Here is a 13,073-nt window from a genome sequence, read left to right as displayed (position 1 = left end):
CCGCCTTTTTATTGCGCGGACTCGTCGCGGTGCGCGATGTTCTCCGTCCATCCGCCGCCGAGCGCTCGGAACAGCTGCACCTCGCTGTTGAGCTGCAGCAGTCGGTCGCTGAGCAGCTGTTGCTGGGCAGAGAACAGTTCGCGTTGCGCATCGAGCACGGCCAAGTAGTTGTCGACACCCTCGTCATAGCGCTGCTGCGCCAGTTCCAGGTATTCCTGGGTGGTAGTGGTCAGGTCGGCCTGGGCCTGCAGCTGTTCTTCGAAGGTGCCGCGTGCGGCCAGGCCATCGGCGACTTCGCGGAATGCGGTCTGGATGGTCTGTTCGTACTCGGCGATGTTGATGTCGTTCTGCACCTCGGCGTAATCGAGGTTGGCCTTGAGCCGGCCGGCGGTGAAGATCGGGATGTTGATCTGTGGCATGAAACTCCAGGTGCCCGAACCGCCCTCGAACAGGCCATCTAGCTCACCGCTCAGGGTGCCGGCGGCGGCTGTCAGGCGGATGCTCGGGAAGAACGCCGCGCGTGCTGCGCCAATGTTGGCGTTGGCCGCATGCAGGCGAAACTCGGCTGCGATGATATCCGGGCGGCGTAGCAGCAGGTCGGCCGGCATGCCCACCGGCAATTCTGCGAACATGCGATCACTGCCGGATTCATCCGTGATATCGGCCGGCAGCTCGGTGCCGAGCAACAGACGCAGCAGGTTGGCATCCTGCGCGACCAGGCGCGAATAGCGGGCGAACTGCACGCGCGCCTGCTCCACCAGGCTGCGGGCCTGACGCACATCCAATGCCGATGCCGTGCCAACGTCGTGGGCGGCCTGCACCAGGCTCAGGCTTTTGCCATAGCTGTAGAGCGTGTCGTGGGTCAGCTCCAGCAGGCCCTGATCGGTGCGCCAGGTCAGGTAGGCCATCGCGACCTCGCTGACCAACCCGATCTGCACGCTGCGTTGCGCCTCCTCGGTTGCCAGGTAGCGCGCCAGCGCGCCTTCCTCCAAGCTGCGCAGGCGTCCGAATAAGTCCAGCTCGTAGGCACTGACGCCAAGCGTTACACCGTACTGGCTGGCGATATCCGCCTCGCCGGTATTCGACAGGTCGGCCGGCAGACGCTGGCGCTGACCGCTGCCGTCGATGCCGATGCTGGGGAATAGATCGGAACGGCTGATGCGATACTGCGCGCGGAAGGCTTCGACGTTCAGTGCCGCCTGGCGCAGGTCTCGGTTGTTCTCCAGCGAGATGCCGATCAGGCGTTGAAGCGTCGGATCGACGAAGAACTCCCTCCAGCCCAGCTCGGCGGTAGTGGTGCTCGCCGCTGCGCCCTGTTCATAGGCCGCGCCTTCCGGCCACTGCGCCTGCACCGGCATGTCCGGGCGCTGGTAGTCAGGAATCAGGCTGCAGCCGGACAGCGCCAGCGTCATCGCGACGGTCAGATGCTTGAGTCTCATGCGGATTCTCCTTCGCCATCGGCCTGAGCCTTCTTGCGTCCTTCAAACAACTTGACCACTACCACGTAGAACAGCGGCACGAAGAACACGGCGAGCACGGTGGCGGTGACCATCCCGCCGACCACACCGGTGGCGATCGAGTGCTGGCTGCCGGCACCCGCGCCACTGGCCAGAGCCATAGGCAGTACGCCAAAGGTGAATGCCAAGGACGTCATGACGATCGGCCGCAGCCGCAGCCTGGCCGCATGAACGGCAGCATCGACCAGCGGCATGCCTTCCTTCTCATACAAATCCTTGGCGAACTCGACGATGAGGATGGCGTTCTTCGCCGACAGGCCGACCGTGGTCATCAGGCCAATCTGGAAGTAGACGTCGGCGTTCAGTTCACGCATCAGCGTGGCAAGTACCGCGCCGAGAATGCCCAGCGGAACCACCATCATCACCGACACCGGTACCGACCAGCTTTCATAAAGTGCAGCCAGGCAGAGGAACACGATTAGCACAGTCAGCGCATAAAGCATGGGCGCCTGGTCACCGGTCTGGATTTCCTCGTAGGACAGGCCGGTGTAGCTCAGGCCAATGCCCGGGGGCAGTTCCTTCATAATCTCGGCGATGGCGACCATGGCGTCGCCGGTGCTATAGCCGGGCGCCGGCTCACCGAGGATTTCCACCGAGGAGATACCACCGTAGCGTTCCAGCTTGGGCGAGCCGAATACCCACTCGCCAGTGGCGAAGGCCGAGAACGGCACCATCTCGCCCAGGGCGTTGCGCACGTACCACTTGCCGAAGTCTTCCGGCGAAATGCGCGAATCGTCCTGGCCCTGGATGTACACGCGCTTGACGCGTCCCTGGTCGATGAAGTCGTTGACATACATCGAGCCCCAGGCGGCGCTCATGGTCTCGTTGATCGAGGCGATGCTGACCTGCAGGGCGCGGGCCTTCTCGTCGTCGATGTTAACCTGAAATTGCGGCTCGTCATCCTTGCCGTTAGGGCGGACCGCACGCAGATGTGGATGCCCGTTTGCCAGTTGCAGGAACTGGTTGCGCGCGTCCATCAACGCTGCGTGGCCCACGCCAGAGTTGTCCTGGAGGAACAGGTCGAAGCCCATGGCGTTACCCATTTCCAGAATTGCCGGCGGCACAAAGGCCATTACAGTGGCGTCCTTGATCTGGGCGAAGCGGGCGTTGGCGCGCTCGGCCAGGCTAAAGACATCCTCCCCGTCGCCTTGGCGCACACTCCAGTCCTTGAGCATGAGCAGCGTCAGGCCCGAGTTCTGGCCGCGTCCGGCAAAGTTGAAGCCATTGATGCTCAGTACATGGTCGATCAGATGATCTTCTTCACTACCTAAGTAATCGCTTACTTCCTGCAGGACTGCCTGAGTGCGTTCGGCGGAGGAATTCACCGGCATCCGCACCTCCACCATAATCAACCCCTGGTCCTCGTTGGGCAGGAACGCCTTGGGAATCTGGGTAAACAGGTAGCCAGTGCCGGCGGTGATCAACATAAAGGCCAGCAGGTAGCGGCCGCGATGTTTTAGCATGCCGCCGACACCGCGCTCGAAGCGGTTGGTGCCGCGGTCGAAGGTACGGTTGAACCAGCCGAAAAAGCCTTTTTTCTCGTGGTGGGCATCGCCCTTGGGCTTCTTCAGAATGGTGGCGCACAGCGCCGGGGTGAAAATCAGCGCCACCAGCACCGAGAGGCTCATGCAGAGCACGATGGTCACGGCGAACTGCTTGTAGATGATCCCCGCCGAACCGCCGAAGAAGGCCATGGGCACGAATACCGCTGACAGCACCAGGCCGATGCCCACCAGCGCACCCTGGATCTGCCCCATGGATTTGCGCGTGGCTTCCAGTGGCGTCAGTCCTTCCTCGTGCATCAGGCGCTCGACGTTTTCCACCACCACGATGGCGTCATCCACCAGCAAACCGATGGCCAGCACCATCGCATACATGGTCAGCACGTTGATGCTGAGTCCGAAATAAGGCAGCAGCGCGAAGGCGCCAAGTAGTACGACAGGCACCGCCAGGGTCGGAATCAGGGTGGCGCGGAAGTTCTGCAGGAATAGGTACATCACCAGAAAGACGAGGGCGACCGCCTCGACGATGGTATGCACTACCGAGCTGATGGAGGCTTCTACCACGGGGGTGGTGTCGTAGGGGTAGAACACCTCGATGCCTTCGGGCAGATAGGCTTTCTGCTTCTCCATCTCGGCCTTCACGGCTTCTACGGTCTCGAGCAGGTTGCCGCCGGAGGCCAGACGCAAGGCCAGGCCGGCCGAAGGCTTGCCGTTATGGGTACTCGAGATAGAGAAGTTGTCGGCACCTAGCGCGACCTGGGCCACGTCCTTGACGCGGATTTGCGAGCCGTCGGTTTTGACCTTGACCAGGATCTCCTCGAATTCGGCAGGAGTGGTCATGCGAGTCTTACCCAGCACCGTGGCGTTGAGCTGCACACCGGTGCGGGTCGGCAAACCGCCGAGCTGGCCGGAGGAGACCTGTACGTTCTGCTCGCGGATGGCGTCGGCAACATCGCCTGGGGTCAGGTGGTAACTGTTGAGCTTGGCCGGATCAAGCCAGATGCGCATGGCATTGGGTGAGCCGAACAGCATGTAATCACCCACGCCGTCGATGCGCGAAATCGGGTCCTGCAACTGCGAAGCGATCACGTTGCCGAGGTCGAAGTTGCTCATCTTGCCGGTGCTGTCCGCCAGCCCGATGATCAGGAAGAAGTTCTTCTGGTACTTCACCACGCGCAGCCCTTGGCGCTGCACTTCCTCAGGCAGCCTGGGTGTAGCCAGCTGCAGTTTGTTCTGCACCTGGACCTGGGCGATATCCGCGTCGGTGCCCTGCTCGAAGGTCACGATGATGGTCATGCTGCCGTCGGAGGCGCTTTCGGCGGACATGTAGCGGAAGCCGTCGAGGCCGCTGAGTTGCTGCTCGATCACCTGCACCACGGTGTCCTGCACGGTCTGCGCCGAGGCGCCGGGATAGGACACAGCGATGGCGACGGCCGGGGCGGCGATGTTGGGATACTGGCTGATGGGCATCTTCACCAGCGACAACGCGCCGGCGAGCATGGCGACAATGGCCAGCACCCAGGCGAAGATCGGCCGGTCGATGAAAAAACGGGACATGAACGTCTAGCTCCTCAGTGGGCCGTGGCGGCAGTGGGCTCGCCAAACTCGGAAACCAGATGGACGTTGCTGGCCTCCACCGGCTTTACCGTGACGCCACTGCGGGCGTGCTGGGTGCCTTCGGTGATCACACGTTCGCCGTCGGCGAGGCCCTTGCCGATCAGCCAAGCATTACCGACGGTGCGCAGGGTCTCGACTTCGCGCTTCTCGACGCTGTTGTCCTGCTTGACCACCCAGACGCTGGGAACGCCGCGTGTATCGCGGCTCACAGCCTGCTGCGGCACCAGCAGCGCATCCTGCTGGGTGCCTTCCTTGAGCAGCGCATGCACGAACATGCCCGGCAACAACTTGCGGTCCGGGTTGGGGAACTCGGCGCGCAGGGTCACCGAGCCGGTGGTCGGGTCGACACTGACCTCGGAGAACTTCAGGGTGCCCGGCAGCCGGTAGGCGCTACCATCGTCCAGCGTCAGACTGACGTCGGCCTGGTTATCTCCAGAACTTTGCAGGCGACCTGATTCCAATGCGCGACGCAGGCCGAGCAGCTTGGTGATTGGCTGGTTGACGTCGACGTAGATCGGATCGAGCTGGGTAACGGTCGCCAGCTCCTGCACCTGGCCATTGGTGACCAGCGCGCCCTCGGTGACGGCCGAACGGCCGATGCGCCCGGAGATCGGCGCCAGCACCTTGGTGTACTGCACGTCAATGCGCGCGACCTGCACCTCGGCCTGAGCCTGCTTCCACGCAGCCATGGCGTCATCGTATTGCTGGCGGCTAACCGCGCTGGTCTTAAGCAACCGTTCATAGCGCTGGGCTAGGTTCTCGGCAGTGGTCAGGTTGGCCTCGGCGCGCGCCAGTCGCGCCTCGTAGGTGCGCGGATCGATTTGGTACAGCTGCTGGCCCTTCTTGACTTCCGTGCCTTCGGTGAACAGGCGCTGCTGGAGGATACCGGTTACCTGCGGCCTGACCTCGGCGATGCGGTAGGCGCTGGTGCGCCCAGGCAGATCGGTGGTCAGCGTCAACGCCTGTGCCTCGACCCGATAGACCCCCACTTCCGGCGGCGGCGCTGCGGTTTGCGCCTTGTCCGACTCCACGCAGCCGGCCAGCAGCAGTGCCGCCAGCGGAATGGAATGCCATACGCGCGATTTAGCTTTTCGGTGATTCACCTGTTGCCTCTCCCTCAAATGCACAAAGTCTGTACCATATAGCAGTCCAGTGTATCACTATGCGATTCAGTAGAGACAGTTCGGAATATGTAACAGGCCTGAACAAAGCACTGGCAACTCCGGTCCGCAGCGTTAAAGAATGCCTGTTCACTCTTGCGAGGCTGCTGGAAAATGCCCCCAACCCAAGTGGGCGCATTACATTAAGAGGACGCCATGACACAGACAGACCAGGCCGCTGAAGCCGGCCGGCACAACGGTATTCAGGTAATCGCCCGCGCAGGAGCGATCATGCGGGCCCTGGGCGACAACCCCCAGGGACTGAGCCTGGCCGCCATCGCGCAGATCGTCGACCTGCCCCGCTCCACGGTGCAGCGCATCATCACCGCGCTGGAGGCCGAGTACCTGGTCGAGACCCTTGGCCCCAGTGGCGGCTTCCGCCTGGGGCCGGCACTCGGGCAGTTGATCAGCCAGACCCAGACGGACATCATCACGTTGCTCAAGCCCTACATGCTTGAGCTCTCTGAGCAGTTGGGCGAGTCGGTTTGCGTCAGCACGCTGGTCGGCGCGAAAGCCTACGTGGTCGACCGCGTCGTGGCCGAGCGTGAGCTACGTGTCGTGTTTCCCATTGGTATCAAGGCGCCGGCCTACGCGACTGCGAGCGGCAAGGCGCTGCTGGCGGTCCTGGCCGATGAGTGGCTGCAACAGCTGCTGCCCGACCCGTTGCCGATCGTAACTCCATGCACGCCTGACCGGATTACGCTGCTTGAGCAGCTCGGCCAGATCGCTGAGGGCGCCGTTGCCGAAGAGCATGGCGAGCTGATTGAAGGACTCAGCTCGTTTGCGATCACGCTGGAAACCTATTTGGGTCGGTACTCGATCGCAATCGTCGGACCGACAGCGCGACTAGTGACTCGACGTGAGCCATTTCAGCAGGCGCTGCGTCGCTGCCAGCAGAGCGTCGAGCGGGCGATCGGTCGGCGCGCCACGCATACATCCTGAGAGGCGAAAGCATGGCCAGACGAACCGCCGCTGAAGCGGAGCTGACCCGACGCAAGATTCTCATGGCTGCCAATGAAGTGTTCTGGGATGAGGGGGTCGATAACGCCGCGTTGGCGACGGTGGCCAAGATGGCGGGCGTCACACGCGGTGCGGTCTATTGGCATTTCAAGGACAAGCACGCCATCTTGAACGCGCTGTTCGACGAGTTGTCGATTCCGCTTCGACAGCCGGTGCCTCGCAATGCCTGCCTTGACAACGCATGGACGTGGCTGGCGCGCGTTCTGCTGAATACGATTGGCGACGACACGGCTCGAAAGCTCTCGAGCATCATGTTCCTTCAAGGACCTACAGGCGAATGCGGAATCATTCGGAACGGCTTAACACGGCTCCGCAAGCAGTTCATGCGGCAAATTGCAGTCATCCTCGAGTCCGCTTCTAGAAATGGAGAAATTTCTCCAGACATAAATCTTGAAATGGTCGAGGCGCTATTTCAAAGCGCTATCAGCGGTCTTTTATATGAGTGCCTGCAACAGCCAGAGAACAAAGAGTCGCTAATACGTTCTGTGCTCGAATCACTGCTATGTCTGATCAAGTCGCCACCTGAACATTTGTTAAAAGTGTCTGTGGCATCAGAAAATTTCCCGAACTCATGAGGGAGCGGAGTTCTTACCTGCCGCCAGCCACGTCTTGAACTAGATAGAGTGTTCAACGTAATTGAGGTCTGTCGGCGGCGCATCTCGAAAGGGCATGGTATGCAGCGAAACTGTCTGGCGCACGCAAGCGCAAGCTGCGGTGATGCCTCTAAACGCTGCAGGAAAATGATTGATTTAAACCGCTATACGTTTCTATACGGTTCTATGCGTTGGCCTGTACCTAAAACGCGCCACACCCATTTACGCCCAGCTTAAGAGCTGGCTGGACGAGAATGGCATTGAGATGGAGGGGGTTTGAAGCTCTTCCCCTGGATGGGAAGCTTTTCCCTACCAGGGATAAGGTTGTATTCGCTACGCCGGAGCCCGCAGATACTCATAGAGGGTGGCTCGGCTGATGCCGAACTCGCGTGCCAGAGCAGCTTTTGGCTCACGGGCTTCAACGCGGTGCCTCAGCTCTTGGATCCTGCTGTCGCTCAGCGCTTTTTTCCTCCCTCGATAGACGCCGCGCAGTTTCGCCAGGGAAATACCCTCTAGCTGCCGCTCACGAATCAGTGCCCGCTCGAATTCCGCGAAAGCCCCCATGACCGATAGCAGCAGGTTAGCCATTGGCGAATCTTCCCCAGTAAACGCCATCGATTCCTTCACGAACTCAATGCGCACTCCCCGCCCGGTGAGGTGATGCACCATGCGCCGCAAGTCATCGAGGTTACGGGCTAACCGGTCCATGCTATGCACGACCAAAGTGTCGCCCTCACGAACGTAACTGAGCAACGCTTCAAGCTGCGGACGCTGGGTGTCTTTGCCGGAAGCTTTGTCGATGAACACCTTGCTTACCTGAACGCCTTCCAGTTGACGATCCGGGTTCTGATCGAGCGTACTGACCCGTATGTAACCAATGCGTTGTCCGTGCATGCTACCTCCCAGCAAATTGTGTATAGCTGAGATCCTAAAGGCAGTCAGACAGATGCCAAATTATTGGATAACCAACCCTATCCAGACAGATTTTCGCTGCGTTTCGGGGTGTCAGGTTAGGGTATACGTCAAGCGGTCACTGAATTACGGCACCGGCCAGAAGCGGGCATTTATAGTAGGAATTTTATCTATCCTCTTTCCACGATGATTAAACGTACTCGGCCGATCCAAGAGCGATCCGGGTAAGTGGATGCAGGAAGCAGACAAAAAAATTTGCGAGGCGGAAGGGAAGAAGGGAAAAAGGGAAAAAGGGAAAAACAATGCTTCAATTGGTTAGAATTGAAACTTTTTAAATTAATTAGAAGGAGATTGAACAATTAAAAGCCCAAAGCATGTATATACCCTGGGCTATAAGAGAAGACTCAAGACTATCTAAATTGAATAAAAGCTCTCGAAAACTCCAGAACGATATACACCTTCGATCTTACGATCTAGATTGAACTTAAAGCTTTTCAGAACACGAGACAGTTCAACCTCTCGCTCTTCCGACACAGATATCAATACATTTCGACTACAAAGAAGCGAAAGAGACCTATCCATAAGCTCATGGCCGATGCTCAAGCCACGATATTCCGGCATAATATAAAAAGTACAAATTTTATGCTCTACACTGCTAAACTTCAGTAAAGACAGTCCTGCAATTTTATTACCGTCGTATGCAACCAATATATCTCGCGAGCCACTTAGAAACTCCGGCTTAAACTTGAAGTAGAGCCATTCTTTAAATCCAGGGTAAAGATGAGAAACTGCTGAAAGATGGCTTGCAATGAACATGAAGTCAACGTTCATTGCGCTAAGATAATCATAGCGTATGACCGGCCTCACCATAGTTGCAATCATTTCTCTCTCCACTACAATAAAAATAGTCTTCCAAACATTATTTTAACATTTCTTCTACTTTTTGCAAGAACTTTATAAAAGCGAATTATCTTTGGGAATGTACATCATGTAAGTAAATTACCTGATCAACTGCTGCCGCCCCAGCATTTTTAACAAAGTTAAAGAGCGCATTACCTATAGCACCAGAAACCGCACCTATTGCAAGTGCAAAAAGCAAGAAGAGGCACAGATTTTTATAGGTAACTGTGATCTTGCTAAATTTGGCGAACGCAGTAAATTTCTCTATGGAAGCCTGTGTTTTTCCTGGTGATTCCTTGTCAACCTTACCGGGCTCTTTCCAGTGATAAATAAGCATCTGTTTGGGAGCCATCTTATCTTTAGGCTCCAAGCTTAAATATTCATTCCAGAGCTCTTTTTCTAAAAGCCTGCATCTATGGAAATTTGCGTGGGCCTGCTTATATTCCGAATCGACCTCACGTATCAGGAAAAAATGAATATTTTTGATTCCCGCACCAATAAGGTTTTTAGATTGCACAATGCCAGGCAGATCTCGAACCTCGTTCAGCCTGAAGTCGACAATCTCCGTTGACTCCAACCGACTTAGTATAAAGCTATCACTATGTTTATAACTTTGAGACAACACCTTCGTCTCTTGCGCGCCCAGCTTGATTCGGAATCGAATATAACCAGGTAGCGCTTGATCGTGGCTCGTCTGCTCAAGAGCGGGGGAATCTGTTTTCTTTGTTACTCTGAAAAGTGCCAGCGGAAACAAAAGCGTGGACCCTTCATCCGTATCTACTATCCTCACCCCTCCATTTTCGGGACTGCAGGATATCTGGGTAAACACTCTGAGGATGTCTTTTTCTTTCCTATTATTTTCAAACTCGATGTCAACTGACGCATTAGAACTGTTACACGTTGACTTATGCCTAGCATTGAATATCGTTTGAATCAGGTCAGTCCTAGAGCATACCAACTCCCCCAGACCCGGGTGATAGTTATCCTTAGTTATCTTGAATGGAAAATAAACATTAATAGCCCCATCCTGATCGCTAGCTGTTGCCGCTGACCGAAAACTGACCCAGTAGAGGCTGTTCTGCCGACTGAAAACTGACCCAGGTGTTCAACTGCTTCTGCTCAATTTTTGAGCAGGAGAACACAGGGTGATCAGTATGGAAATGATGGGCAAAATTCGGCGGATGTATTTCCGCGACAAGCTGTCGCTGCATGAGATAGCCAAGCGCACCGGGCTGGCGCGCAACACGATTCGCAAGTGGGTCAGAGCACCTGAGGCCAAGCAGCCGGTGTACCAACGCCGCGCGATCTTTAACAAACTCAGCCCTTTTCACGTCACGCTAGAGCAGGCGCTAAAAGCCGATTCGCTGCGCCCCAAGCAACAGCGGCGCAGTGCCAAGGCGCTGTTGGCGCAAATCAAAGCCGATGGTTATGACGGTGGCTACAGCCAGCTCACCGCGTTTATCCGTGCCTGGCGAGGGGGACAGGGCAAGGCGTCGCAGGCCTTTGTGCCGCTGACCTTTGCTCTTGGCGAGGCGTTTCAGTTTGACTGGAGCGAGGAAGGCTTGCTGGTCGGCGGCATTTACCGGCGTATGCAGGTGGCACATCTGAAGCTGTGTGCCAGCCGTGCGTTCTGGCTTGTGGCGTATCCGAGCCAGGGCCATGAGATGTTATTTGACGCCCATACACGCTCGTTCGGCGCCTTGGGCGGCGTGCCGCGCCGGGGCATCTACGACAACATGAAGACCGCCGTCGACAAGGTCAATAAGGGCAAAGGCCGGGCGGTGAATGCACGCTTTGCGGTGATGTGCGCGCATTACCTGTTCGATCCGGACTTCTGCAACGTCGCCGCTGGTTGGGAAAAGGGCATCGTTGAAAAGAACGTGCAAGACAGCCGCAGGCGTATCTGGCTAGACGCCCAGGACTGTCAGTTTCACTCCTTCGAGGAACTCAATGCCTGGCTGGGCCAGCGCTGCCGCGCGCTTTGGAACGAGCTGACGCACCCTCAATACAGCGGGCTGAGTGTGGCCGAAGTGCTTGAGTTGGAGCGCGCTGAACTGATGCCTGTGCCAGCGCCATTCGACGGTTACGTCGAGCGGCCTGCGCGGGTCTCCAGCACCTGCTTGGTCAGCGTCGGGCGCAACCGCTACTCGGTGCCGTGTGAGTACGCGGGTAAGTGGGTCAGCAGCCGTTTGTATCCGACGCGAATCGAGGTGGTGGCTGACGACGCGCTGATCGCCAGCCATGTCCGCTTGCTGGATCGCGACCAGGTCAGCTATGACTGGCAGCACTACCTCCCGCTGATCGAACGCAAGCCCGGTGCGCTGCGCAACGGCGCGCCCTTTGCTGATCTGCCGGCGCCGCTGCGTCAGCTTAAGCACGGTCTGGGGCGTCATGCCGGCGGTGACCGGATCATGGCGCAAGTTCTGGCTGCCGTACCGGTCGCCGGGCTCGATGCCGTGCTGGTAGCCGTTGAGCTGGTACTGGAGAGCGGCAGCCTGAGCGCCGAACACATCCTCAATGTCGTGGCGCGCCTGGCCGCGACCGAACCACCACCCAGCGTCGAAACCCACTTGTCGCTCAAGGAAGCCCCCGTCGCTAACACGGCGCGCTACGACCGCCTGCGTGGCCAGGCCGAGGAGGTCGGTCATGCGTGATTTGATGGCGGAACTCAAGGAGCTGCGCCTGCACGGCATGGCCACGGCCTGGGCGGAGTTAACTGCACAGGGTGAGTCGAACACAGCCTCGTCCAAGTGGCTGCTCGAACACCTGCTGGAACAAGAGCACACAGATCGCGCCATGCGCTCGGTGAGCCACCAGATGAACATGGCCAAGCTGCCGATGCACCGCGATCTGGCCAGCTTCGATTTCAACGCCTCTAGCGCCGACGCACGCCTGATCAGCGAGCTGGCCAGCCTGGCCTTTACCGACACCGCGCAGAACGTGGTGCTGATCGGTGGGCCAGGCACCGGTAAAACCCACCTAGCCACCGCGCTGGCCGTGTCCGGCATCACCCGGCATGGCAAGCGCGTGCGCTTCTACTCCACGGTCGATCTGGTCAATCTGCTGGAGCGCGAAAAACACGACGGCAAAGCCGGGCGGATCGCCCAGGCACTGCTGCGCATGGATCTGGTCATCCTCGACGAACTGGGTTATCTGCCGTTCAGCCAGGCTGGCGGTGCGTTGCTGTTTCACCTGCTGTCCAAGCTGTACGAACACACCAGCGTGGTGATCACCACCAACCTGAGCTTCGCCGAATGGTCGAGCGTGTTCGGCGACGCCAAGATGACCACCGCCCTGCTGGATCGGCTGACCCACCACTGCCACATCGTCGAAACCGGTAACGAGTCCTATCGCCTGCAACACAGTAGCTTGGCGGCCCAGGCCAAGATCAAATCACGGGAGCGAAAGCGTAAGGGCGGCCAGGAACCGGAGGACGATGAGTCGTTCTGATTTCATGGTGACGACGGCCTGCTGCATGGCTGCATGTGGCAGGTCTTCAACAGCTGAACTGGGACAGCGAGGGAGTGGGTTCAAAAGCAGCTGCGCTGGTAGACTTATCCACAGTTGCTGGTAACAAAATCAGCAATCCGCCCTGGGTCAAATTTCAATCGGCAGGGTGGGTCAATTTTCCATCAGCGCCAACACCCCTGATTTTCATCGTAGGTGGAAAGTGAAAATGACACGTTTCACGAGGGTGGAAAGTCGCTGGAGGCCCCGCCGTAGCTGGCTTTAACAGTTTCCACACTCGCCGAAACAGGCGCTCACTTTCCACCCTCAGCAATGAATGTGGAAAGTCCGGCTTTCCACTGTGGAAAGTCAGAGTGGAAAGTCGCTGTAAGCCGCGTCGTTGCT

10 protein-coding genes are annotated in these 13,073 nt (G+C 58.1%); 4 read left to right on the top strand and 6 right to left on the bottom strand.

All coding sequences use genetic code 11. The annotated features are described in order from the left end of the window. Positions 1 to 8: 8 nt before the first annotated feature. Genes tbtM through F753_RS47085 form a run of 3 tightly spaced genes read right to left on the bottom strand, consistent with a single transcriptional unit; the run spans position 9 to position 5,739 of the window. A complete protein-coding gene (tbtM, locus tag F753_RS47095) occupies positions 9 to 1,439 on the bottom strand; it encodes a multidrug efflux RND transporter outer membrane channel subunit TbtM (RefSeq protein WP_023447024.1) in 1,431 nt (476 codons plus the stop codon). After that, a complete protein-coding gene (gene tbtB, locus F753_RS47090) occupies positions 1,436 to 4,576 on the bottom strand; it encodes a multidrug efflux RND transporter permease subunit TbtB (RefSeq protein ID WP_023447023.1) in 3,141 nt (1,046 codons plus the stop codon). Before tbtB ends, tbtM begins: the two co-directional genes overlap by 4 nt. A gap of 14 nt (positions 4,577 to 4,590) precedes the next feature. Next, on the bottom strand, positions 4,591 to 5,739 hold the full coding sequence (locus F753_RS47085; protein WP_023447022.1) for an efflux RND transporter periplasmic adaptor subunit: 1,149 nt from the start codon (positions 5,737 to 5,739) through the stop codon (positions 4,591 to 4,593). Positions 5,740 to 5,952: 213 nt separating this feature from the next. Between F753_RS47085 and tbtR the strand changes: the two genes are divergently transcribed. Both tbtR and F753_RS47075 read left to right on the top strand, forming a co-directional pair. Continuing rightward, positions 5,953 to 6,738 carry a tribuytltin resistance regulator TbtR gene (gene tbtR, locus F753_RS47080; protein ID WP_023447021.1) on the top strand — a complete coding sequence of 262 codons (786 nt, stop codon included), beginning with the start codon at positions 5,953 to 5,955 and terminating at the stop codon, positions 6,736 to 6,738. Between the two features lie 11 nt (positions 6,739 to 6,749). After that, a complete protein-coding gene (locus F753_RS47075) occupies positions 6,750 to 7,391 on the top strand; it encodes a TetR family transcriptional regulator (RefSeq protein ID WP_023447020.1) in 642 nt (213 codons plus the stop codon). A 351-nt stretch (positions 7,392 to 7,742) separates the two neighbouring features. Here F753_RS47075 and F753_RS47070 read toward each other — a convergent pair whose 3' ends face one another. The 3 genes from F753_RS47070 to F753_RS47065 all read right to left on the bottom strand — a co-directional run bounded on the left by F753_RS47070 (position 7,743) and on the right by F753_RS47065 (position 10,050). Beyond that, entirely contained in the window at positions 7,743 to 8,303 is a 561-nt protein-coding gene (locus F753_RS47070) for a recombinase family protein (protein ID WP_023447019.1), read from the bottom strand. Between the two features lie 432 nt (positions 8,304 to 8,735). Beyond that, on the bottom strand, positions 8,736 to 9,203 hold the full coding sequence (locus F753_RS49395) for a GNAT family N-acetyltransferase (protein ID WP_023447018.1): 468 nt from the start codon (positions 9,201 to 9,203) through the stop codon (positions 8,736 to 8,738). An 85-nt stretch (positions 9,204 to 9,288) separates the two neighbouring features. Then, entirely contained in the window at positions 9,289 to 10,050 is a 762-nt protein-coding gene (locus F753_RS47065; protein ID WP_156924057.1) for a hypothetical protein, read from the bottom strand. A gap of 325 nt (positions 10,051 to 10,375) precedes the next feature. Here F753_RS47065 and istA point away from each other — a divergent pair, with 325 nt between their 5' ends. Both istA and istB read left to right on the top strand, forming a co-directional pair. After that, complete coding sequence (gene istA / locus F753_RS47060) at positions 10,376 to 11,875, top strand: IS21-like element ISPst3 family transposase (protein ID WP_023444720.1); 1,500 nt, start codon at positions 10,376 to 10,378, stop codon at positions 11,873 to 11,875. Next, on the top strand, positions 11,868 to 12,671 hold the full coding sequence (gene istB, locus F753_RS47055) for an IS21-like element ISPst3 family helper ATPase IstB (protein ID WP_013983804.1): 804 nt from the start codon (positions 11,868 to 11,870) through the stop codon (positions 12,669 to 12,671). The genes istA and istB overlap by 8 nt, the downstream gene beginning before the upstream one ends. Positions 12,672 to 13,073: the final 402 nt, after the last annotated feature.

The organism is Stutzerimonas chloritidismutans AW-1 (assembly GCF_000495915.1).
Classification (GTDB): Bacteria; Pseudomonadota; Gammaproteobacteria; order Pseudomonadales; family Pseudomonadaceae; genus Stutzerimonas; species Stutzerimonas chloritidismutans.
Note: the sequence above shows the minus strand (reverse complement) of the source record. Positions and strands in the feature narration are given on the sequence as shown.